22 protein-coding genes and 1 pseudogene are annotated in these 20,574 nt (G+C 67.8%); 11 read left to right on the forward strand and 12 right to left on the reverse strand.

All coding sequences use genetic code 11. The features are described from left to right. Positions 1 to 446: 446 nt before the first annotated feature. Entirely contained in the window at positions 447 to 1,070 is a 624-nt protein-coding gene (locus tag ADL25_RS40775; protein WP_059132995.1) for a hypothetical protein, read from the forward strand. 555 nt (positions 1,071 to 1,625) lie between these two features. On the opposite strand, the gene ADL25_RS50100 is transcribed toward ADL25_RS40775, so the two are convergent. The 3 genes and pseudogenes from ADL25_RS50100 to ADL25_RS52495 all read right to left on the reverse strand — a co-directional run. Beyond that, positions 1,626 to 2,081 (reverse strand): DUF6069 family protein, encoded by a 456-nt coding sequence (locus ADL25_RS50100; RefSeq protein WP_059132996.1) that lies wholly within the window; start codon positions 2,079 to 2,081, stop codon positions 1,626 to 1,628. A 294-nt stretch (positions 2,082 to 2,375) separates the two neighbouring features. Continuing rightward, complete coding sequence (locus ADL25_RS40790; protein WP_059132998.1) at positions 2,376 to 3,374, reverse strand: RNA polymerase subunit sigma-70; 999 nt, start codon at positions 3,372 to 3,374, stop codon at positions 2,376 to 2,378. An 89-nt stretch (positions 3,375 to 3,463) separates the two neighbouring features. Next, positions 3,464 to 3,751: pseudogene (locus ADL25_RS52495) on the reverse strand (transposase family protein); the annotation flags it as partial. A 146-nt stretch (positions 3,752 to 3,897) separates the two neighbouring features. Here ADL25_RS52495 and ADL25_RS40795 point away from each other — a divergent pair. Then, complete coding sequence (locus ADL25_RS40795; RefSeq protein ID WP_059132999.1) at positions 3,898 to 4,230, forward strand: ANTAR domain-containing protein; 333 nt, start codon at positions 3,898 to 3,900, stop codon at positions 4,228 to 4,230. Between the two features lie 191 nt (positions 4,231 to 4,421). Here ADL25_RS40795 and ADL25_RS40800 read toward each other — a convergent pair whose 3' ends face one another. Beyond that, on the reverse strand, positions 4,422 to 4,940 hold the full coding sequence (locus tag ADL25_RS40800; RefSeq protein ID WP_059133000.1) for an adenylate kinase: 519 nt from the start codon (positions 4,938 to 4,940) through the stop codon (positions 4,422 to 4,424). 129 nt (positions 4,941 to 5,069) lie between these two features. Here ADL25_RS40800 and ADL25_RS47390 point away from each other — a divergent pair, with 129 nt between their 5' ends. The 3 genes from ADL25_RS47390 (at position 5,070) to ADL25_RS40815 (ending at position 6,822) form a co-directional block, all read left to right on the forward strand. Continuing rightward, positions 5,070 to 5,468, forward strand: a complete 399-nt coding sequence (locus ADL25_RS47390; RefSeq protein ID WP_234381257.1) for a DUF6234 family protein — start codon at positions 5,070 to 5,072, stop codon at positions 5,466 to 5,468. Positions 5,469 to 5,532: 64 nt separating this feature from the next. Continuing rightward, entirely contained in the window at positions 5,533 to 6,099 is a 567-nt protein-coding gene (locus ADL25_RS40810; protein ID WP_059133002.1) for a hypothetical protein, read from the forward strand. Between the two features lie 192 nt (positions 6,100 to 6,291). Continuing rightward, positions 6,292 to 6,822, forward strand: coding sequence for a VOC family protein (locus tag ADL25_RS40815; RefSeq protein ID WP_059133003.1), 531 nt, complete (start codon positions 6,292 to 6,294; stop codon positions 6,820 to 6,822). A gap of 118 nt (positions 6,823 to 6,940) precedes the next feature. Here ADL25_RS40815 and ADL25_RS40820 read toward each other — a convergent pair whose 3' ends face one another. Further along, positions 6,941 to 7,978, reverse strand: a complete 1,038-nt coding sequence (locus tag ADL25_RS40820; RefSeq protein ID WP_059133016.1) for a zinc-binding alcohol dehydrogenase family protein — start codon at positions 7,976 to 7,978, stop codon at positions 6,941 to 6,943. A gap of 478 nt (positions 7,979 to 8,456) precedes the next feature. On the opposite strand from ADL25_RS40820, the gene ADL25_RS40825 reads away from it, so the two are divergent. Both ADL25_RS40825 and ADL25_RS40830 read left to right on the forward strand, forming a co-directional pair. Next, positions 8,457 to 9,656, forward strand: coding sequence for an L-dopachrome tautomerase-related protein (locus ADL25_RS40825; RefSeq protein WP_063805856.1), 1,200 nt, complete (start codon positions 8,457 to 8,459; stop codon positions 9,654 to 9,656). A 156-nt stretch (positions 9,657 to 9,812) separates the two neighbouring features. Then, positions 9,813 to 10,427, forward strand: a complete 615-nt coding sequence (locus ADL25_RS40830) for a dihydrofolate reductase family protein (RefSeq protein WP_059133004.1) — start codon at positions 9,813 to 9,815, stop codon at positions 10,425 to 10,427. Between the two features lie 365 nt (positions 10,428 to 10,792). Here ADL25_RS40830 and ADL25_RS40835 read toward each other — a convergent pair whose 3' ends face one another. From ADL25_RS40835 to ADL25_RS51715, 4 genes are all read right to left on the reverse strand, one after another. Further along, complete coding sequence (locus tag ADL25_RS40835) at positions 10,793 to 11,008, reverse strand: DUF4177 domain-containing protein (RefSeq protein WP_059133005.1); 216 nt, start codon at positions 11,006 to 11,008, stop codon at positions 10,793 to 10,795. Between the two features lie 565 nt (positions 11,009 to 11,573). Then, positions 11,574 to 11,768 carry a hypothetical protein gene (locus tag ADL25_RS40840; protein ID WP_059133006.1) on the reverse strand — a complete coding sequence of 65 codons (195 nt, stop codon included), beginning with the start codon at positions 11,766 to 11,768 and terminating at the stop codon, positions 11,574 to 11,576. 696 nt (positions 11,769 to 12,464) lie between these two features. Then, a complete protein-coding gene (locus ADL25_RS40845; protein ID WP_059133007.1) occupies positions 12,465 to 13,298 on the reverse strand; it encodes an alpha/beta fold hydrolase in 834 nt (277 codons plus the stop codon). 26 nt (positions 13,299 to 13,324) lie between these two features. Beyond that, complete coding sequence (locus ADL25_RS51715) at positions 13,325 to 13,450, reverse strand: hypothetical protein (RefSeq protein ID WP_267889303.1); 126 nt, start codon at positions 13,448 to 13,450, stop codon at positions 13,325 to 13,327. Between the two features lie 136 nt (positions 13,451 to 13,586). Here ADL25_RS51715 and ADL25_RS40850 point away from each other — a divergent pair, with 136 nt between their 5' ends. Continuing rightward, entirely contained in the window at positions 13,587 to 14,231 is a 645-nt protein-coding gene (locus tag ADL25_RS40850) for a dihydrofolate reductase family protein (RefSeq protein ID WP_059133008.1), read from the forward strand. Positions 14,232 to 14,710: 479 nt separating this feature from the next. Here ADL25_RS40850 and ADL25_RS40855 read toward each other — a convergent pair whose 3' ends face one another. Continuing rightward, the gene (locus ADL25_RS40855; protein WP_059133009.1) at positions 14,711 to 15,718 is read right to left on the reverse strand and encodes an aldo/keto reductase; all 1,008 of its coding nucleotides are present in this window, start codon (positions 15,716 to 15,718) and stop codon (positions 14,711 to 14,713) included. A gap of 333 nt (positions 15,719 to 16,051) precedes the next feature. Between ADL25_RS40855 and ADL25_RS40860 the strand changes: the two genes are divergently transcribed. The 3 genes from ADL25_RS40860 (at position 16,052) to ADL25_RS40870 (ending at position 19,048) form a co-directional block, all read left to right on the forward strand. Then, positions 16,052 to 16,645, forward strand: a complete 594-nt coding sequence (locus tag ADL25_RS40860) for a TetR/AcrR family transcriptional regulator (RefSeq protein ID WP_059133010.1) — start codon at positions 16,052 to 16,054, stop codon at positions 16,643 to 16,645. Positions 16,646 to 17,029: 384 nt separating this feature from the next. Further along, positions 17,030 to 17,233 (forward strand): cold-shock protein, encoded by a 204-nt coding sequence (locus ADL25_RS40865; RefSeq protein WP_023544341.1) that lies wholly within the window; start codon positions 17,030 to 17,032, stop codon positions 17,231 to 17,233. Positions 17,234 to 17,320: 87 nt separating this feature from the next. Continuing rightward, positions 17,321 to 19,048, forward strand: coding sequence for a DEAD/DEAH box helicase (locus ADL25_RS40870; protein WP_059133011.1), 1,728 nt, complete (start codon positions 17,321 to 17,323; stop codon positions 19,046 to 19,048). A gap of 3 nt (positions 19,049 to 19,051) precedes the next feature. On the opposite strand, the gene ADL25_RS40875 is transcribed toward ADL25_RS40870, so the two are convergent. Together ADL25_RS40875 and ADL25_RS51275 are read right to left on the reverse strand one after the other, a co-directional pair. Next, on the reverse strand, positions 19,052 to 19,603 hold the full coding sequence (locus ADL25_RS40875) for a hypothetical protein (RefSeq protein WP_159045130.1): 552 nt from the start codon (positions 19,601 to 19,603) through the stop codon (positions 19,052 to 19,054). 741 nt (positions 19,604 to 20,344) lie between these two features. Continuing rightward, positions 20,345 to 20,521 carry a hypothetical protein gene (locus tag ADL25_RS51275; RefSeq protein ID WP_234381258.1) on the reverse strand — a complete coding sequence of 59 codons (177 nt, stop codon included), beginning with the start codon at positions 20,519 to 20,521 and terminating at the stop codon, positions 20,345 to 20,347. Positions 20,522 to 20,574: the final 53 nt, after the last annotated feature.

Consider the following 20,574-nt stretch of genomic DNA (forward strand, 5'->3'; position numbering starts at 1 on the left):
CACGGTCGGCAGACCACTGAAAGCCACACCTCACACCCCCGGATGCCCCAACCCTACGAATGGCTGGACCAAACCGATGACCAAGGTAAGGACCACTGAGGAGATCGGTTGTGCACGGGAGGACTCACCTGTCGCGGAGCAGTACGCCCTTGACCTGTGGTTTCTCCGCGAGGGCGAGTCCGATGACGACAAGGGGTGAGTGCGCCTTGCGGCGCGTGTCGGGAGGCCTCGCGCGCGGGGGTGCGGCGACGCCCGAGAGTTGAGCCTCCTGCTGCGGAACGGTCCCTGGGGCATTCCGATCCTCGTTCACAGCCCATTGGCCGCGACCGTAGGGAAGGCCGGAGCACGCTGCAGCCTGCGCATCCCCCGGGACACCGGCTGTCTCCATTACTCACCGCCAATAATGAGGTGAGCCATGCAACGGGAGGCCGTTACGGTGCGCCATCATGAGTACGGACATCTACGGCGGCATCGAGTTTCGCCATCCTCATTTCGGCACCGACTTCTACGAAGGCGACCCGTGGGTGGCCGCCATGGATCTATGGCCGCTGTACGACGAGACCGACTACACGGCCTTCGGCCTTCTCTTCGGAGCGCGCAATTACGTTGGCTTTCAGCCACTCGCACCGGGCCGCGGCCTTCCGGTTGACCTGTCGAGCCGTATGCGCTCGCAGTTGGGGTCCTGGGTCGCCTCGGGCGAGATGGACAGCGCAAGCTGGGTCACCTGGGCGGAGCTCGATTCCCTCGATCCCTCAACCACCCCTGAGGAATTCGTCGGCCGGGTGACGTGGCACAAAGCATCGTTGCCGTCGACATCGCATCGCCAGTTCGTCTGCCGTCCCTGGCCTTCGGAGCTCCTGTCAGTGGTAGGCGTTCCGCCTGCGGACTTGCACAGCACCACAGAACGCGTTGAGTGGACCACCGGGGATTTGGTCTGCGCGTACGAACCGCTGACCGCGGGCGCTGTCTTGGGACCGGAAACCCACTGGCCGCACGTCTTCGCCGTGATGAGGGCTCTGGCCGGCCGCTTTGGTGGCGACGGTGTCCGCCTGGTGGTGGCGTTCGACTGACGGCACGCATTGCGATCACCACCGGCCGACAACTTCCCCGGTTCGAAACCCGTCGCGTCGTAGTCGGTCCAGTCGGCCAGAACGCCCGGCAGTCCGTCCATCGCCATGGCGCCTCCCTCTTCTTGTCCTTATGGTCTCGGGACCGGAGCTGAGCCGGGTGACGTCACTGCCGTTGCCGCCGGTCATGACAGGGCCGACGACTGCCCGAGTGGCTGGACACAGTCCGCCGAGACGACCTGCCTGGCCTCCGGACCCCGAGCTACCGAATGTCGTCCGACGGTTGACGGTAAGCCACGAAGAGCGACTCCAGTCCGTCATAGCGGGCATCAATCCCTCCGTTCCCCCGGATGACTGCCCGACTCGACTGTCCCTGCTTCATACCATTCGTTCCACCTGACGAAAATCGCCCACTGCTTGCGCTCCATCGTCTTCGTACGCACGACGCCGCTTTCGAATTGATGAAGAAAAGGAACCTGGAATGGAGGGTGGCAGCCCGGGGCCACGGCGGCGCGCTCGTGCACGCTTTGCGCCGCACGTCCGTCCGTTGCGGGATCGTCAATCGGTCCGGGAGCGGAGGCTTCGCGCCAGAGTGGGGATCATCACCGTCGCAGGGACGAGGTGCAGCCCGAGGAGGGCGGTGACGGTTGCGGTGTTCGCCTCGGAGAGGAGGGGCGGGATAAACGAGATCGCGGTCAGCGACACTGCCGTCCACACGAATCGCTTGGCTGGACGATCGCTCCAACGAAGAAGAGCGACGGCGATGACGATGCCCACGACCGAGAAGAAGCCGGTCACCACGGCGAATCCGGACAACGGGATCGTCTCGCCACCATCGGGGACCTGGAAGTCGACGCCAACGGCCTGGGCGAGCGCCGCGGCGAGGGTGGTGGCCACCATCGCCCCGAGCGTGGCAACGAAGCCGAAACCGGCAAGTCTGCGGAGTCGGTGAGTGCGGTTGGTCCGGCCCGTTGCCGTCCCTGCGACGATCTCGGTGTCATTCATGCCGTTCATGTCGTTCCTCCATCACTCGCTAAGTGGCGTACGGGGTGTTGACTGGCATGTGACGGTCCTGTTCCTGGGGGTGACCATGCGCACTCTCGCCGTGCGATGGCCGGCGTTCCGCAGGGCGTGGACGCCGGTGCCGCGGAGCCGGAACCCGGCGTCGCGTCCGAGGTCCGGCCCGGGCTCGCCGTCGTGAGGCTCCACCTGCATCCGCCCGCGGGTGACGACGCCGAGCGCGTCGCACCACTCCGCCGCGACCACCGCGGCGCGCGCCACCGCGCAGCGCGAGCGTCCGTACCGGGACTACTCGGTGCCCTCCGCCGGCAGGCGCTCCGGCAGCCCGAGCCGCGGGAAATGGTCGTCATGGAACGTGACGATCTCGGTGATCGCCCCGCCGGTGACACGCAGGACGTCGATCGTCAGCGGCAGGTACGCGCCTTCCCGCTTCCGCCAGAGGTAGAAGGCGACGGCGGGCTGCCGGTTCACGGAGGTGAGGACGGCGCGCAGGCCCTTCAAACCCTCGAAGCCGCTCTCGACCCAGTCGTTCACCACCGCGTCGCGGCCGACGTACAGGCCCGGCGTGGGCGGCATCGAGCAGCGGACGTCGTCCCGCAGCAGTGCGGCGAGCCCGTCGACATCCGTGGCCACGCTGGCGTCGGTATAGCGTCGCACCAGCTCACGCGTCCCGGCGTCCTGTTCGCCGCCGGTCCAGTCCTGCCGCTCGGCGGGCAGGTGTCCCCGCATGCCGGCGCGAGCCCGCTGCAGCGCGCTGTTCACGGAGTTGACGGAGTCTCCAAGGAGCTGCGCGACGTCCTTCGCCGGCCAGCCGATCACGTCCCGCAGGATCAGCACGGCCCGCGGGCGCGGCGCGAGGTGCTGGACTGCGACCAGGTACGCCAGCTCGATCGTCTCCCGCGCGACGGCGACGGTCTCCGGCTCGTCCGCGTCGCCCGCGGGCAGCTCGTCGAGCAGCCGGTCCGGGTAGGGCTGCAGCCACAGCACCTCGCCGTCGGTCGCAGGCTCCGGACGGCATTTGGCGAGCAGGTCCAGGCAGGCGTTGGTGGCGATCCGGTACAGCCAGGCCCGGAACGTCGACCGCCCCTCGAAGGTCTCCCGCCGCCGCCAAGCACGGAGGTACGTCTCCTGCACGGTGTCCTCGGCGTCCTCGAACGACCCGAGCATCCGGTAGCAGTGCACGTGCAGCTCGCGCCGGTGCCTCTCCGCCAGGCCCGAGAACGTCGGCTCGTCGACCTCGCCCAGACCGCTCACGTCCAGCTCCTCCAGCCGTGTGTCCGCACTCATCACGCCATCCTTCTGCCGCGTCGTGTCCCGTCGTAGGTGTGACGGGTGCGGGCGTGAAAACTCATCACCAAGGTCGGTCGCCACGGCTGAGCGTTTCTCATTCCCACGGCTTTCTGCCGGGGCGACAGCTTCGGCCGGTAGTGGTGCCGCTGAACAGGTACGCGTGCAATCGGCGGCAGCGTGATACGCATCGTCGGCGAAGGTCATCACTTCAGCGTTGCTCAACGCGGCGATGATGCCGTGGGTTCGCGCAGCGGTCAGGGGGTGTGCCTGCCGGGAAGCGCCACGGGCGCCCGCACGAGGCGTCCGGCCGCATCCGCGATCACCTGCACGTTCATCCCGTGCCGTCGGTGTCTTCCGGAGTAGTAGGGCTTCTGCTGCCGCTGGAGTGCCAGGCTTCACCTGCCCGTCACCGCCGACACCGACCCATACTGTGATCACGGCGAACAATCGGCGGGCGTACTCGGCCCAAGGCTGGACACTCGCACTGTGGAATACCCACCCCCCCCACCACGGAGGCAACGTGGACATCCACGCGGATGGCCTCTCTGACGCGGTTTCGGAGCCGAACGCCGACTCGCCCGGGCAGATCGATCAGCTTGAGGCTCAGGTCGCGCCGCTTGAGCGGGACATGAACGCCGACGCCGTGATCGACCAGGCCATCGGAGTCGTCGTCGCCATGACGCGTATGACGTCGGCCGAGGTCTGGGATGTGCTTCGCGAGACATCGATGTGCACCAATATCAAGCTGCGCCATGTGGCCGAGCCGGTCGTCTCGTGGGGCAGGACCGGGGTCCTCGCGGCCGACATCCGTGAAGAGGTCCACCGGCGGCTGCAAGGCCGAATTGCCTGGTGATCGCTCCTGACCCGCCTTGTGCTGGCCGGCATGTGCCGTGTGAGCTTCACGAGTGGCCTCGCACCCTCTCCCCGGCTGTGACTCGAGCGCAGGCGGGCGCGCTTCCGTAGGACAGGAGCAGTGGCCAGGTCTTCACTTTCAGGATTGATACCGACGCCCTCTGAAGAAGCAGATCCGGCTTGCCCGCCGGGTCAGAGGGATGCCAGCCAGGCCGCCGTCTCCCTGGGCCGGCGGAAGCGCAGGCTCTGGAGAGGGGCGAAGCAGGGATCGCGGACACGACGCTCGAGCTCTTCGCGACGGGTCCCCTGCTGGGACCACGCCCACCAGGCCGGGTGTTCCCGGCTCAGCCAACCCTTCCAGGTCTCCCTGTTACCGCCGAAGAGGACTTCGCGTCTGACGGTGCGCCGGAAGGACCGGCGCAGGACGCGAGGCATGATGACGCGTCGTGGATAGTCCAGCCATATCACCGTGTCGGCCCGGTCCCAGAGCAGGTCACGGACTTCCGGGTAGCCGAGTGAGTCGATGATCCAGCAGGGCTCGGCGGTCAGCCGTGCCACGTCCTCGGCCAACGCGCCGTTGACCGCCCAGTCGGGGCCGTTGAAGTACAGCGCGTCCATCTCGTGGTACGGCAGACCTGAGCGCCTGCTCAAGGCTTGCGCGAGCGTGGACTTGCCGGCACCGGTGACACCCACCACCAAGATCCGTTTCATCGGCGCAGCCTATCCCGGTGCCCCGGTCGCCGACCCGCAGAAGACCTGGACAGCGGCGATGACACGGTGGTACCGGAGTTGAGTACGGGTGCTCATGCGCACCACCACCAGCCGGGGCATCCTGCACCCATGGCCGATACCCTTCCCGCCCCGAACCGGCGGCGCCCCTGGTCGCACAGAACACGCCTGGCCGTGGACCTGGCCTTCGCTGTCCCGCTGCTGCTGTTGGAGACCGCGTGGCTCGCTCTGGACTGGATTTATGGATTCGGTCTCGAGGTATGGGCAGCGCAAGGCGATCAAGTACGGATCGACGCGGCCGGCCTCGCACACATGGATCGGGTACGAATACTGCTGATTGCTGTGCTCGTCCTGGCAGTTCTCGCGGGAGTCCTCCGTGCCCGCTGGACGGTGGTCGCGCATCTATTGGTGGCTCTCCTGGCGGGCGGGATACTGGCGGCTGAGCGGCAGGAGTGGGACAACAGCCACTCCACGTCACCTACTTGTATTCGCTATAGCGCGAACTGCTGAGACAGCCGGCCGCGGATTATGTGACGGTGTCGGCTGTTGTCGAGCGGCGAGGGAAGGGGGACCGATGACGGATCCCGGTCTGTTCGGGCTGGAAGCCGTTGTGGTGGGTCAGCCGAAGCGTTCATGGTGGCGCAGATATGTGGGCCCCGCGCTGGCCGTGTCCACCGTGGAGGGGACCCCGCTCGCCTGGGTCACCTACACCGACGACACGTTCTCCGTCCTGACGAAAACGTCCGGCGAGTTCATCGTCCGTATCGAGCAGTTCGGGCCGACGGAGTTCCGCTTCACCGATGCCGAGGACCGGGAGGTTGGTACCGCCGGTGCCCGTGGACTGATGAAGACCCGGCAGTTGAGTCTCAGGACTGAGCAGGGGCGCCAACTCCTTCTTACACGTCCGGGTCTCCTGAACGTCGAATGGCATCTCACGGAGACCGATCCGGAGGAGGACCCAGCGCCGGAGATCCTCGGCCGGGTCACGGTGAGCACCATTGATTCGTGGATCGGGTTGCAGCAGTACGTTGTCGAAACGGACCCTCGCCTGAACGCCTTCGAACGGCGGACCGTCGTCGCATCGGTGGTCTGTCTGCACCTGCTCCGCCGGCCTCCGGGTGGCGGAGCCGCGCCGGCGTAAGAGGAACCCTGGCGCTGTGCCCCGGGACGGTTCAACGGGGCGTGTCGGGGGCCGGCGCGGTCCCTGGAGGGAAGCGACTTACAGCGGCTCACAGTTCGGCGCGACCTACGTCCGCTCAACTTCTAGGACGGAAGCAGACCTATATGGCGCCTATGGGCGCTGCTAGCAGCCGACATCGTCGAGGGGACAGAGATGCCCGAGCAGATCAATGCCGCGCCGTCGGGTTACACCACCGTTGCACCCTGGGTCGTCACCGACGACACCGGGGCCTTTCTCGACTTCGTCTCCCAGGCGTTCGGGGGTGAGGAACTGGGGCGGGTGTCGACCGAGGACGGTTTGATCGGCCACGGTGAGATCCGAGTCGGCGACACTGTCGTGCTGGCCTTCGACCGACACGCGGACTGGCCCACCATGCCAAGCCTGCTGCGCGTCTTCGTCGCAGACGCGGACAAGGCGTTTTCACAAGCTGTCGCTGCCGGCGGCCGGGTCGTCACTGCTATGGCGGATGACGCTTTCGGACAGCGCGGAGGGCGGGTGAAAGACCCCTTCGGCAACATCTGGTGGGTGGTCAGCCGCGTTGAGGAGGTCTCTGAGGACGAGATCTGGAAGCGGCTGCAGGACCCCGCGTACGCCGGGGTCATGCGCGTAGCTCAGGAGACACTCGACGCCGAGCTCAGCGGTCGACGTCGCGGGGGCAGCAGTGCACCGGTGAAACCCAGCTGACCACGGTGGTCGGGTTCGGACGTGCCGGACGCCAATTGGGCGGGCCTCGAAGGCCTGCGGCTGCTCATGGCCGGGGTGGTTCGTCGTCTGGCCATGCCCACGCACGCAGAAGAAACCGTCACTCCTGGAAGCCGGTGAGTGTGGTCTTGCCGATGGTGGTGCCCGATTCCTGGAGGCGGTGCGCCTCGCGCAGGGAGGCGGCGTTGATGGGGCCGAGGTCGCGCGTGGCGGTGGTGCTCAGGATGCCGACGTCGGCCAGGCGCGCGACCTGCGTGAGGATGTGGTGCTGCATCGCCTGGTCCGCCGTCTGGAACATGGAACGGGTGTACATGAACTCCCAGTGGAAGGAGATGCTTTTCGGCTTGAGCGCGCCGATGGGCAGGGAGTCGAAATCGTCGGTGGCGACGATGTGACCGAAGGGGTTGAGCACGTCGGTGTACGCGGCCAGATTGCGGTCGGTGCCGGCCGTGGAGAAGACGTAGTCGACACCGCTGGGTGCCACCTTGGCGAGTTGCGGGGCAAGCGGCTTGTGATGGTCGACGATGTACTGGGAGCCCATCCGCCGGGCGAACTCCGAGGTCTCGGGGCGGGATGCCGTTCCGATCACGGTCAGGCTGGTCAGGGCGCGGGCCAGCTGTGCGGTCATGGAGCCGACGCCGCCCGCGGCCGCGGTAAGCAGTAGAGCACCGGTCTGTTCAAGGGCGCCGATACGCAACCCGAGGCGTTCGAAGAGGCCCTCCCATGCGGTGAGCGCGGTCAGCGGGAGCGCTGCGGCCTCGGTGAAGGAGAGAGTGCCCGGCTTGCGCGCGACCAGCCGCTCATCCACCGCGTGGTAGCGAGAGTTGGCGCCGGGCCGGTCGAGGGCCCCGGCGTAGTAGACCTCGTCGCCGACGGAGAACAACTCACCGTCGGTACCGACCGCGACGACGACCCCGGCCGCATCCCAGCCGAGCACGCGGGGCTCACCACCCGGGTCGGCGGTCTGACGCATCTTGTAGTCCACCGGGTTGACGGCGATCGCCTCGACGCGGACCAGGACGTCCCGGGGGCCGGGCTGGGGTACAGGCAGCTCGATGTCGATGAGGCTCTCGGGGTCGTCGATCGGGAGGCTGCTGCGGTAGGCGACAGCCGGCATGGTCCTCGCTGTCTCATTCATCGCGATCTCCTTGATGCGGTGTGTCGAGAGACGGTGATCCCGGCCGGGACCGGCACCGCCGAACGCACTCGGCCTGTGACTGAGAGCGCCTGTCACCACCGCTCGTTCCGGCTTTCCCGCGCGTCATCGCAACTCTTTTCCTGGCAGGCCTCACTTGGCCGACTGCGAAGAGATGCAGCAGGACGCGGGGGATTCGCACGGTGAACGAAGTGCAGCGCTACGGGATTCAAGTTGTCACCCCTCCTTGTTCGGCGACCTTACCGATACGAGGGGCGCGCGAACGATCACATCCGTGGTGTTTCACTCTTTGTCATCGTCCGATTTGCCGGTCGGTTGCAGGTGGGATATCTGTTTGTGGACGGCGGATCTCTTCGTATGCAGCCCTTTGACGGCTGACGTGTGGGACTTGCTGGCCGGATTTCGCCCGACGTCCGTACGTCAAGGTGTCCCCCCTCGTCTCGAAGGAAGTCCCAGCACCATGTCTGATGCCATATCGCGGGCGAGCGGTTCGCACAGCACGCCCAGTCGACGCGCGATCGTCTCCCTCCCCGCAGTGGTCGGCCTGTCCCTGGCGATCAGTGCGCCGCAGGCAAGGGCGGCCCAACAGCGGGATCGGGTCGAGCCCGGTGTCGAGTTGGAACAGGTGGCCACCTTTGATGGCGCCATGCCCACGGGTGTCACCATCTCTCGGTCCGGCCGCATCTTCGTGAACTTCCCACGCTGGGGCGACAACGTACCTTTCTCGGTCGCCGAGATTCGTGACGGCGTTGCTGTCGCCTACCCGAACGCCGCTGTGAACCAGGCGGACCTGAGCGACCCGGCGGGTCACTTTCTCGGGGTGCAGAGCGTTGTCGTCGACGCTGCCGAGCGCCTCTGGGTCGTCGACACCGGGCGGGTCGAATGGGCGGATGCCCCAGATGGCGGACCAAAAATCGTGGCCATCGACCTGAAGACGAATAGAGTGGTGAGGACTATTGTCTTCCCGCGAGACATTGCGGGGCCTCGCAGTTTCGTCAATGACGTGCGTTTTGATCTCCGCCGCGGCTACGCGTACCTGACCGATGCCACGCCGGACCGTCCGAACGGGTTGATAGTCGTTCACCTGGAGAGCGGGGTGTCGTGGCGTCGCCTGGACGATGTACCGGCCACGCTCCCGGAGCCCGACTTCGTCCCCGTGATCGACGGCGTGCCGTTCCTCAACAAGCCGGGTAAGGAACCGGGAACCCCGGTGGGCATCGGGGTCGACGGCATCGCGCTCTCCCCGGACGGAACGTGGCTGTACTTCTGTCCTCTGTCCAGCCGGAAGCTGTACGCGATCCGCACCAACGACCTTGTGAAACGGCGCACTTCGTCCAAGCGGGATGGGCTGTCGGTACACGACCTCGGGACAAAGGGCATGTCGGACGGCCTGGAAATGGACCAGTCGGGCCGCGTGTACGGCGGTGACATCGAGCGCCGCGCCATCGTGCGGCGGGATCGTGATGGCGCATTTCGAACGGTGGTCCAGGACGATCGATTGCTGTGGCCGGACACCCTCTCCGTGGGCTACGACCGAAACCTCTATGTGGTGGCCAACCAGCTCAATCGCCAAGCGGCCTACAACAGCGGCCGAGACCTGCGTCGCAAGCCGTACGTCCTGTACCGCGTGCCGATAGGCAGTGGCCCTGCCAGGCGCTGAATTCACCACGAGCAGAGCCGGATACCTCCTCGCGTGCGTTTCCTCGAGCCCACCACGTGGACACGGCGTGCGTCGGTGTCCGGAGCGTACGGGCGTCGACGACAGCGGCTCGTGGGTGAGCGATGAGTTCGGACAGCGGATCGGGTCTGCCTTGGCATGACTCGAATCATCGCCGACATCTCGGTCTCCCTCGACGGCTTCGTCACCGGGCCGGACCCCGGACCGCACAGCGGGCTGGGGTCGGGCGGCGAGGCCCTGCACACCTGGGCGTTCTCCGACGACCCGGACGACCGCAGGGTTCTGCGTGAGGCGACGGCCCGCTCGGGAGCCGTCGTCCTCGGCCGCCGGCTCTTCGACCTGGTCGACGGGCCGAACGGCTGGGACGACACGACCGGATACGGTGCCCGCGAGGTCGGCAAGCCGGCCTTCATTGTCGTGACGACATCACCGCCGGAGTCGGTGCGGCTCACCGACCTCGACTGGACGTTCGTCACCACCGGCCTGCCCGACGCCATCGCCACCGCGCGCCGGCGCGCCGCGGCGGCCTCGTCGGACAGCGGCAAGGAACTCGACGTCGTCCTCATGGGCGGCGGCGCCACGGTCGGCTCGGCACTGGACGCCGGACTGGTCGACGGTCTGACGCTGCACCTGGCGCCCGTAGTGCTGGGCGGCGGGACGCCACTGTTCACCGGAGGAACCCGCCGCACGCTGGTGCAGCGGAGCGTGACCTCGACATCGACCGCGACGCACCTTACCTACGACGTCCTCTGACGAGTTGGCGGCTCAACGCGCCCGGATCGGCCTACTGCGAGTGCGAGACGGGGGCAGTTCCGCGAACGTGCGCCGAACTCCTGGCGATGGGTGTGGCGTTGGACGCCCAGTGTGCGAGCCGCACAGCGGCACACACCAATGCCGAGCACGCCGTCGATGCCACACGGCAGGAGCCGACCGACACGGCCATGATGGCTGGGTGCGGTCAGTCCGCCGGTCTCACGGCAGCTGTTGCTCATTGGTGTTGCAAGCGTCCCGGGTCCCGGGTCCCGGCGCCGGGACCCGGGACCCGGGACGCCAAGCACAACCGTGTCATCAAGCACCGGCGCGGCGGCAGCGCTCCGGGACGGCGAAGGACTGCAACGTTACTGGCGCGGCCGTTCGAAGGTGAGCAGCAGGCCCTCGACCGCGCCCGGGCCGATGCGGCCCTTGACGTCGGCGGACGTTATGGCCTTCAGCCCCCAGCCGTCCTCGGCGTGCTTGTTGAGCACCTTCTCCAACTTGTCGCTGTCCAGGGCATCGCCGATCAGCGACTCCCGAAAGGTGACGACCTTGTACTCGTACGCGTAGGGCTGGCTCATGGCTACGGGGTTCTCCTGCAGGTCGGTGCTGCGATTGCCGGAGCCAGTCAATCATCGTTCGGCTTTGAACGGGCCCCGAGGTGCCAACAGGCGGCAAGCGCAGCCCGCTTCGTTCTGTCCTGTTCAGCGACGGGCAGCGCACCGGGCCATTGCCTGGTCACGTCTGCCGCCCGAAGTGCCGGGCTTTGGCGGCACGGTAGGAAGACGTCCGCGGGGCGACCCAACTCCTGTGCCATGCCCGTGGGCAGTCCGGCGAGCCGACGTCCCTCGAGGAGGACGAGTGCGCGAGCGGCGCGTGCCCCCTGGAAAGCCGACCGCGCCTCCTGGACGGTCCGTATACATGGGGGCCGCACCCGGGTGCCGGGTGCGGCCCTGACGCGTTCCTGTCTCAAGCTGTACCCGGCCAACTTCAGGAAGGAATAAAGGCCGTCGTGATGCGGGGGGTTACCTGCACGGTCCGACGCGGCGTGGTGTGCCGTGGTGGGCAAGGACGGAATCCGTCGGGCGACGAACTCGGCGGCCTTGTGCCAAACCGATTCGCAGGTGGTTGCGGATGGGACTCGGCTCAGAGGCCCAGGTCGGCGGCGAAGCAGGAGAAGGACGTCCATGACCCTTCGGGGTTGTAGGCGTCCCTTGCCGGGTCGTGCAGCGTGACCGGCTCCTCCTGAACCATGTCCTCGTAGCGGATGCGCTCGGGCAGCTTGCCGAACCGTGCGTGCCGGGCCGCCGCAGCGCTGTCCATCATGCTCTGACCTTCCATGGCCAGCCTCCTTCGAGTCCCATTGGCGGAAATCGAGTCCCTCTACTTCCGCGAGTGTCAGACTCGCACCGAATGAGTCACCAGTCAAGGCGGTGACGATGCCTATCGACCGCAGAAAGTGTGTAGTGGTGCGAGCATCTTGTCTCCGCTCTAACAGGTGACACAACATAGAGCTCTGTCGGGAAAGTCACGCATCACCTGATGGGGAGCTGGTCAAGGGGCGGTGGCGGCGACCGTGACCGGTCGGAGGCCGACGTTTCCGCCGACGGGTCGCACTGCGGACTCGGTTCGCGCGAGGTGAGTGTCGGCGGGTGAGTGGTGTGCTGTGGCGGGACGAGGGCCGACTCCGCCCTCCTTGTTCGGCGTTGTGGTCCGGTGCCTCCAGCCGGCCTCCTTGCCTGTTTCGGTGGGAGGGTCTGGCCCCCGCCCGGGCGAACGAGCGAAGGGCGCCACAACCAGGGAGGGGCGCCTCGGAGCGGCACCGTGCCACTCCTGTGAGTGTGCAAGGGGGAGCGGACGGCTGAACGAGGCGATCGCCGGAGACGACCTCCACGCCTCCCTGCTCCCCGGACAGCAGCGTGATGTCGGCGGTGAAGCCGGCCTGCGCACTGTCCCAAAGCCGGCAACGATCGCCGGCCATACAGCCCCGGGGGCGACACTGTGCGGCCCCCGCCGCAACCTCCCCGGACAGAGCACCTATGCGTGGAGGACCTTGCGAAGGGATTCGGCGAACTCGGTCGGGTGCGTCGTCAGGCCGATGTGGCTGCCTGGGAAGTGCAGGAGGTCGGTACCCAGGTGCCCGGCCAGGCCGGCGGTCGCAGGATAGGGCAGTTCGCCCCGCGAGTCCTGCCCTCCGGCAAGCGTGAGCCGGTCCGACAGTGCCTTGAGTCGGTGGAGGTCGGGGGCGTAGGACATGAAACAGGGCACGATGCGCGCTACGAAGTAGGGCAGGTTGGCCATGGTCTGCGCGGCACGCGCCGCTGCTCGCGGCGGAAGCTCGATCTCGGGCTTCGGTGCGGACTCGTCGTCCCCTCTCAGGCCCGCGGCGAACACGGTCATCGCCGGCATGAGCCCGTGTGCTCGGAAGGTTTCCTGTATGTGTGCGAGAAGCGCGCGGTGGTCGGCGGCGTCCGGGAGGACCTCCACAACTGGTGGCTCGTGTGCAACGACGCGGGCGACGCGCTCGGGGTGCGCGGTGAGCAGGTGCAGAGCGACGATCGCACCCGAGCTGGCGCCGAACACCCGGGCGGGCTCATCGGGCGACAGCAGCTCGATGATTCGGAAGGCGTCTTCAGCGTGTTCCGCCACTGTCTGCTCGGACTCGGGTTCGTCCAGCGTGCTGCGCGACATTCCCCGTGGGTCATAGGCCGCGACGGTGTACTCGGCGGCCAGGCTGTCGACGATGTCCTCGAAGGAGGCCGCGCCGCCCGTCCCTCCGGGGATCAGCAGCAGGAGCGGGCCTTGGCCACGCACTTCGTAGTGCAGGGTTGCACCGTTCACGCGCAGACTGCCGACGGTCGGATCGGTCATGCTGCGTCTCCTTCTCAGGACGGAGGTCAGTGCTCCATGAGGCTGTGCAGAGTGCCGAGGGTGCGGACCTTGCGGTGACCGCTCGCGGGTGAACCCGTCGGCTCGGCGTCCGCGATCGTCACCCGCCTTCCCGCCGACCCGGCCCTCTCCATGTGTCCTCGCCACCTTCCTAGGTGCTCTAGGAAAAACCTAGAGGCCCTAGGGAAAAATCTCCAGCCAGCTGGACGCAGCGATGACTTTTCCAAGCCCGGAGAGTCTCGTCACTGTCGTCGACCATGGGAGAACCGCGTGACACAGCTACTGAGGGTGCAGAACTTCAATGTCTCGAGTGATGGAATCGGCGCCGGTGAGCATCAGAGCCTTGAGAGGCCCTTCGGCCACGTCGACCCTGGAAGGCTCTTCGCCTGGGCCGGTGCCACGGCGAGTTGGCCCATGCGCACCGATCCCGGCGGGAGCCGAGGCCTCGACGACTACTTCACACGGGACTACGCACGCAACATCGGTGCCGAGATCATGGGCCGCAACAAGTTCGGGCCCCAGCGCGGGCCCTGGAACGATCACGAGTGGCGAGGCTGGTGGGGGAACGAGCCTCCGTTCCGTACCCCGGTGTTCGTCATGACCCACCACAAGCGTCCTTCGTTCACGCTCTCCGACACCACTTTCCACTTCGTCGACGGTGACCCGGCCATCGTCCTCGAGCAGGCGCGGGAGGCGGCCCGGGGCAAGGACGTCCGTCTCGGTGGCGGCGTCACCACCGTCCGGCAGTTCCTCGACGCGGACCTCGTCGACACCATGCATGTGGCGGTCTCGCCGGTGAAGCTGGGATCCGGACTGCGGCTCTGGGATTCCCCCGACGAGCTCCTCGACCGGTTCAATCTCGAGGTCGTGCCCAGCCCGAGCGGCGTGAGCCACCACTTGTTCTGGCGAAAGTGAGCTGACGGACCACTCTCGCCTCGGCGCCTCGTACCCGGGAGGGACACGGTCGGCCGCTCCGGCGGTGCCTGCTCGTTGTCCAGATACGGCAGACGTGGTTGAGCGAGTGACGGCGGACCGTTCGTGAAGGCGGTTCAAGCGTGGGTGCTCGGCCACGGAGGTTGGTCTTTCGGATACGCCCGTTCACGCCTGGCGGTAATTGCCGCCAGGCTTCCGCGGCCGTGCCGGCAGACGGTCCACCGCCGCTCCGTCCGGTGGAGCCGGCCCTGGTTGGGCACGGCTCCACCGGGCCGTCCTCGATGAGCTGGGCGACCGGCGGGTCGGTCCGCCCCACCGGACCGTCGAGTGCACGCTCCGCTGTCTCGTGGGCGCGCTCGCCACCGACGCCGCACCGCCGGCCACGAGCGCTCCCACGAGCACTTCCTCGCTGTCGCCGGCAGTTCGCGGCCCTCGTCCGCCGGCGCTCGCGCCCTCGTTCGCTACCGCAGGGGAGGTGTGACGCCGTCGAACCAGTTGTTGCCCAGATCCATCTCGCGTTCGCCGACCACAGGGAGGGCGTCGAGGCGGGTGATCTCCTCGAGCGTGAGCTTCACGTCCACCGCCGCGCTGTTCTCCTCCAGGCGGGAGACATGGAGGGTGCCGGGGATCGGGACGACATCGGGAGCCTTGGCCAGCAGCCAGGCGAGGGCGACCTGGCCAGGCGCGGCTTGACGGGCGAGGGCGATCTCCTGGACGGCCTGGACGGCGGCCAGGTTGGCGTTGAAGGCCTCCGGGGAGAAGCGGGGCATCTGCCGGCGGTAGTCGCCCTCCGGCAGGTCCGCGAGGGACGTGATCTTTCCGGTGAGCATGCCCCGGCCGAGCGGGCTGTACGGGACGACCGCGATACCCAGCTCACGGCAGAGCGGGAAGACCTCCTGCTCGATCTCGCGCGACCACAGCGACCACTCGGTCTGTACGGCGCTGATGGGGTGGACCGCATGGGCGCGGCGAATGGTGTCGGGTGCGGCCTCACTCAGTCCGAGGTGAAGTACCTTGCCCTCCTTGACGAGTTCGGCCATCGCGCCGACCGTCTCCTCGATGGGCACGTCGGGGTCGATGCGGTGCTGGTAGTAGAGATCGACGTGATCGGTGCCAAGTTTGGTCAGTGAGCGCTCGATGCGCTCGCGTACATACTCGGGTCGTCCGTTGATGATCGGCGGACCCTCGGGGTTCAGGCCCCGCACGATGCCGAACTTGGTGGCGAGGACGACCTTGTCGCGGCGCCCGCGGAGGGCGCTGCCGATGGCCTCCTCGCTGCCGGTGTAGACGTCGGCGGTGTCGATGAGGGTGACGCCGAGTTCGACCGCGCGCCCGATCAGGGCGTCCGCGGTGTCGTCGGTGGCGTGCTGCGCGCTCTGCCCGTAGGGACGGGCGAAGCTCATCGACCCGTAGCCGATGGCGCCGACGGTCGGGCCGCCGGAGCCGAGGGAGCGTTGGGGGAGAGGCATGCTGGATCCTTAGTCGTTCGGTTCAGTGGCGCGGCACATCCGCTATGTCCACACCCGTGGACACCGTATGTCGACAGCTGTGGACATGCAAGCGGATGTGATGCCGTGCGCCAGTGAGCCCTCCCTTTCCGACCGCGTCCGGACTCCACCTCCTGACGTCGACAAGGGCTCATGGCGCGCGGGGCGCGTGCAACGGCGATACGCCGATCGACCTGGACGGCAGTGACCGTCAGGAGCATCCGCGCCCTTGGCAGACGCAAGCGGTGCGCGACCGGTAGCCGGGGCCCGTGCGGGGTTCGATCGCCTCACGAGGCGTCTCGTAACCTGGGCACCATGAGCCAGGACGCACATCCGCCCGCCCCTGCCCGCCGTCGTGACTCGGCCGCCACCCGAGCCGCCATCCTCAAAGCGGCCCGCGAAACCTTCACGCAGCGGGGATACGACGGGGCCGGACTCCGCGAGATCGCGAACGCCGCGGGTGCGGACACCCGGCTGATCGGCCGGTATTTCGGCTCGAAGGAAGGGCTGTTCGCCGAAGTCGTCGACCTGGCCTACGAGAAGTCCATGATGATGACACCCGAACACAATGCGGAAGCGGCGCGCACGCTTCTGACCGGTGAAGGCGGCGCGCAGGCCGACGGCCTGCTGCTCACCCTCCGCTCCGCCTCCAACCCCCGCGCCGCCGCCATCATGCGCGACAGCATCGAACGCAACTACCAGCGCAGACTTGCCGACGCGCTGCCCGGTACCGACACCACCGGACGCTCGGCCGTCCTCATCGCCATCTGCGCCGGGGTCCTGCTCAACCGCCTGCTGCTCGGTCACACCGCCCTCAACGGCCCCGACACCGAGCGGCTCATCCCGTACCTGCACGCCGCCCTCGACGCCGTGGCCAAGGTCCCGCAGTCCGCTGGCGGCGAGAAGTAGGAGTCCCGGCACGGGCTGTACAGGGGGCGCGAGCCCGCTTCGATATCTCTCCCTGCCCGGCAGCCGTGGCCGGCCGAGCCCTGGGCCCGTCATCACCCCCGCCCCGTGGCCGACCATTGCAGGCCACGGCAGCCGGATCGGGCTCCGGACCGAGAGCGGAGGCGGCGGTCGGTCGGACGTCCCGACGGTGGACAAGGCTCAGAGACCTCCCGCACCTGACCTCCATGATCCATGACGGCCACCGGGCTGTGCTAAGCTTCAGGTGTTGCAGTTGTGGTACCCATGAACCTATGTGCGCCTGACGGGAATGTTTCTCCTGCAGGCGCATTATTTGTTTTTCCGGCATCTCCGGATGGGGCCTCTGCCTACCAAAAGGAGAAAGTCATGGCACAGGGAACCGTGAAGTGGTTCAACGCCGAAAAGGGCTTCGGCTTCATTCAGCAGGACGGCGGCGGCCCCGACGTCTTCGCCCACTACTCGAACATCGCGACCCAGGGCTTCCGTGAGCTCCAGGAGGGCCAGCGGGTCTCCTTCGACGTCACGCAGGGCCAGAAGGGCCCGCAGGCGGAGAACATCGTCCCCGCCTGATCGCCCGGCGCGTATCCGCTTACCGGGGTCCGCACTGTAACGGTGCGGACCCCGGTTTGTGCTGTTTCCAGGAAGGTGAACAAACGCATGTCCCGTAGGCCCCAGAAGTCGAACCGGCGCGCCTCGTCACCGTCGCAGTCCGCGTCGTCGCCGAGGGAGTTCCGGCTGCCGGAAAGTAAGACGCCCGCCCTTCCCGCCGTCGGGGACTTCGCCGATCTGGACCTGCCCGCGGGACTGCTCAAGACCCTCACCGAGCAAGGCGTCAAGTCTCCCTTCCCCATCCAGGCCGCCACCCTGCCCAACTCGCTCGCCGGCCGCGACCTGCTGGGACGGGGCCGCACGGGCTCCGGGAAGACCCTCGCGTTCGGGCTTGCACTCCTGGCCCGCACGGCCGGCCTGCGCGCGGAGCCCAAGGCGCCCCTCGCCCTCGTACTGGTCCCCACCCGTGAACTCGCCCAGCAGGTCACGGACGCCCTGACCCCGTACGCGACGGCGGTGAACCTCCGGCTGGCCACTGTGGTCGGCGGGCTGTCCATCACCAAGCAGGCCGCTGCGCTCCGGCGCGGCGCCGAGGTGCTCGTGGCGACCCCCGGCAGGCTCAACGACCTGGTGGGACAAGGTGACTGTGTGCTCGGCAGCGTACGCATCACGGTGCTGGACGAAGCCGACCAGATGACCGACATGGGCTTCCTGCCCCAGATCACCAAGGTGATCGAGCAAGTACGGCCCGACGGACAGCGGTTGCTCTTCTCGGCCACCCTGGACAGCAACATCGACCGCCTGGTGCAGCGGTTCCTGACCGACCCGGTGGTGCACTCCGTGGACCCGTCCGCGGGTGCGGTGACCACCATGGACCACCACGTGCTCCACGTCCTGGACGAGACCGACAAGAAGGCCGTCGTCACGCGCATCGCGGCCCGTGACGGCCGGGTCATCCTCTTCCTCGACACCAAGAGGTCCGCCGACCGGCTCGCCAAGCGACTGCTGGCCGTCGGTGTCCGCGCGGCGGCACTGCACGGAGGCCGCTCCCAGCCGCAGCGGAACCGCACCCTGGAGCAGTTCAAGAACGGCCATGTGACCGCGCTGGTGGCGACGAACGTCGCGGCCCGTGGGATACACATCGACGACCTCGACCTCGTCGTGAACGTCGATCCCCCCACCGATCACAAGGACTACGTCCACCGGGGCGGCCGCACGGCCCGCGCCGGCGGCACCGGCAGTGTGGTCACGCTGGTCCTGCCCGACCAGAAGCGGGACGTCACCCGACTCATGTCGCACGCCGGCATCCGTCCCCGTACGGCCCGCATCACGTCGAGCGACGCGGAACTCGCCACCATCACCGGCGCTCGGGAGCCCTCGGGCGTGCCCGTGACCATCGAGATCCCCCAGCCCGCGACACCACCGGTGTCCCGCTCCGACCGCAAGACCGACACCGAGCCCGGCAAGCGGTCCAACCGCCGTCGCCGAAACGGCGGCAAGGCCACGGCAACGGCAGGCAACGCCTCGGAGACGGGGAGCCGGGGTTCGGCCCGGCGGACCGCGGACGGGTCGGCTGCGACGGGTGGCAACTCCTCATCCGGAAGCCGGAGTACTGCCCGCCGGGCCGGAACCGGCAGGACCACGGGCAGCACCGCCGGCACGGGCGGTCGCGGCGCCGACCGCCGAGCCACGGCGGGTGCGGCGGCCGGTGCGGCCTCCGGCAAGGTGGTCCGCAGACCGAGCCGCCGGGCAGTGGCCGGCGGAGCCACTGGCGGTGCTGCCGGCACCAGCGGCCGCGGCTCCGACCGCCGGGGCGACCGACGCAACTCTGCCTGAGAGTCATCCTGTGATGGGATGCCGTCCGATCAGTTCCTGTTCGGGTGCGCCGCCTGTGGGCGGTGCGTTCCCTACTGGGGTGGCTGTTCCGACGTGGACCTTGTGCCGCATGCGTGCGGGTCGGGTCTCATTCGGGGTGGGACGGTACCGGTCGGTGGTGTTTCGCCGAGCAGAGGCCCGCTGCCCCGGGGTGGGGCGTTGGGCTGCCGTGTGGGTGCGGCCCCTGCAGGGGCGTGCACCGCGCTGCGGTTGACTCGACAGGGCTTCTTGCAGCCATTCTGCGAACAAGATCTGTGTCATGCGGGCCTGGACGATGTCCAGGCCCGCGGTCTTGGGGTCGTCAGGATTGGTGAGCCGGACGTGCGCGGCGAGTGCACCGGAGACCATGTCCCGGTCGGCGAGGGCCTTTGTCACCTGTGCGCCGCACAGGCACGTCTGCGACGGCTTGGTGGTGGACGTGGACGCGCGCAGCAGGCGGTCGCCGGTCTTCTCGCACTCGCGGCTGATGGCGGTGATGAGCCGGCCGGGTGTGGTGGCCTGCAAAGCTTTGCCCACAGCCGGTATCAGGTGCGGATGTCGCAGTCTTCGACCGTGAGGTTGGCGCGTGGTCGGTGATGATGCGTTCGGCGATGCGGCGGGCGCGGTGGTCTTTCGCCGCGGCCAGGGTGGCTGCCGCCTCGGCGAGCTTGGCCCGGTTGAGTCGGTAGCCGGCCGACAGGGCCTGGCGTCGGTATGCCTACTTTGGGATGCCTGCTGTGTTCACCGGCCGGGCACCGCCTGGAACCTCGGCTTACCGCGCGGGCCTGCTGCCGCTTTGACATCCCGTACTGGTTGGGGTTCGCCGCCCGGCGGGACCGACGTCGTCACCGCCGGGCTGAGACCGCGGTGTCGATAGACGGCGAGATGTCCGGCCAGGGCGCCGTGGAGGCCGAACGTCTCCCACTTGCGTGCCGTCGTATGTGAGCGGGCGCGGCCGGGCATCCTGCCCTCCCGGGACAAGCCCAATGCCTGCCGCCACGCTTCGGTGTCCTGACTGCGCAAGATCAGGTTGATCGATCGCGCCAGTCGAACGAGGACAGGGCCATGCAACAGGAAATGAGGGAGGTTGACGAAGAGGAAATCGTCCTCCGCTCTGGCCTTCACGGACAGCTCTGGTCATGCCTGGAGGCGTAGCAGTCTCGGAACTCTGGCTCGGGACACTGCCAAGACGCCCTTTGTCGCCCCGGGCCAGCCGGCCTCCGAGCGTTGGAGGACGACCAGGTCGAGGACTGCGGTATGTCCCCAATTCGACACACCTCATACGCCGCGATAGACGAGCTTGGTGAAGAGGTCCGGGCCGATGATCCCCTGCCCCCACTTGGCGTCGAAGGGCTGGGTGGGCTTGGCCGCAATGGTCTGTTCAACCGTAAGGCCCCTGCCCTTGAGATCGGCGACGCGGTTGCGAATGGCGACGAGCATATTGCGGTACTCCACCAGATCGGCGCGCCTTCCGACCGGTCCATGCCCGGGAACGTGAACGTCTTCTC

Source organism: Streptomyces sp. NRRL F-5122, from assembly GCF_001507435.1.
Lineage (GTDB): Bacteria > Actinomycetota > Actinomycetes > Streptomycetales > Streptomycetaceae > Streptomyces > Streptomyces lannensis.

Bases quoted from the DNA above. Each gene is read 5' to 3' on its own strand.
- ADL25_RS40810 (WP_059133002.1), top strand. From the start codon at position 5,533: ATGACGGATCCCGGTCTGTTCGGGCTGGAAGCCGTTGTGGTGGGTCAG.
- ADL25_RS40855 (WP_059133009.1), bottom strand. From the start codon at position 15,718: ATGCCTCTCCCCCAACGCTCCCTCGGCTCCGGCGGCCCGACCGTCGGC.
- ADL25_RS40865 (WP_023544341.1), top strand. From the start codon at position 17,030: ATGGCACAGGGAACCGTGAAGTGGTTCAACGCCGAAAAGGGCTTCGGC.
- ADL25_RS40830 (WP_059133004.1), top strand. From the start codon at position 9,813: ATGACTCGAATCATCGCCGACATCTCGGTCTCCCTCGACGGCTTCGTC.
- ADL25_RS40815 (WP_059133003.1), top strand. From the start codon at position 6,292: ATGCCCGAGCAGATCAATGCCGCGCCGTCGGGTTACACCACCGTTGCA.
- ADL25_RS40825 (WP_063805856.1), top strand. From the start codon at position 8,457: ATGTCTGATGCCATATCGCGGGCGAGCGGTTCGCACAGCACGCCCAGT.
- ADL25_RS40835 (WP_059133005.1), bottom strand. From the start codon at position 11,008: ATGAGCCAGCCCTACGCGTACGAGTACAAGGTCGTCACCTTTCGGGAG.
- ADL25_RS40800 (WP_059133000.1), bottom strand. From the start codon at position 4,940: ATGAAACGGATCTTGGTGGTGGGTGTCACCGGTGCCGGCAAGTCCACG.
- ADL25_RS40775 (WP_059132995.1), top strand. From the start codon at position 447: ATGAGTACGGACATCTACGGCGGCATCGAGTTTCGCCATCCTCATTTC.
- ADL25_RS40860 (WP_059133010.1), top strand. From the start codon at position 16,052: ATGAGCCAGGACGCACATCCGCCCGCCCCTGCCCGCCGTCGTGACTCG.
- ADL25_RS40840 (WP_059133006.1), bottom strand. From the start codon at position 11,768: ATGGAAGGTCAGAGCATGATGGACAGCGCTGCGGCGGCCCGGCACGCA.
- ADL25_RS40870 (WP_059133011.1), top strand. From the start codon at position 17,321: ATGTCCCGTAGGCCCCAGAAGTCGAACCGGCGCGCCTCGTCACCGTCG.
- ADL25_RS47390 (WP_234381257.1), top strand. From the start codon at position 5,070: ATGGCCGATACCCTTCCCGCCCCGAACCGGCGGCGCCCCTGGTCGCAC.
- ADL25_RS40820 (WP_059133016.1), bottom strand. From the start codon at position 7,978: ATGAATGAGACAGCGAGGACCATGCCGGCTGTCGCCTACCGCAGCAGC.
- ADL25_RS50100 (WP_059132996.1), bottom strand. From the start codon at position 2,081: ATGAACGGCATGAATGACACCGAGATCGTCGCAGGGACGGCAACGGGC.
- ADL25_RS40845 (WP_059133007.1), bottom strand. From the start codon at position 13,298: ATGACCGATCCGACCGTCGGCAGTCTGCGCGTGAACGGTGCAACCCTG.
- ADL25_RS40790 (WP_059132998.1), bottom strand. From the start codon at position 3,374: ATGAGTGCGGACACACGGCTGGAGGAGCTGGACGTGAGCGGTCTGGGC.
- ADL25_RS51715 (WP_267889303.1), bottom strand. From the start codon at position 13,450: ATGGAGAGGGCCGGGTCGGCGGGAAGGCGGGTGACGATCGCGGACGCC.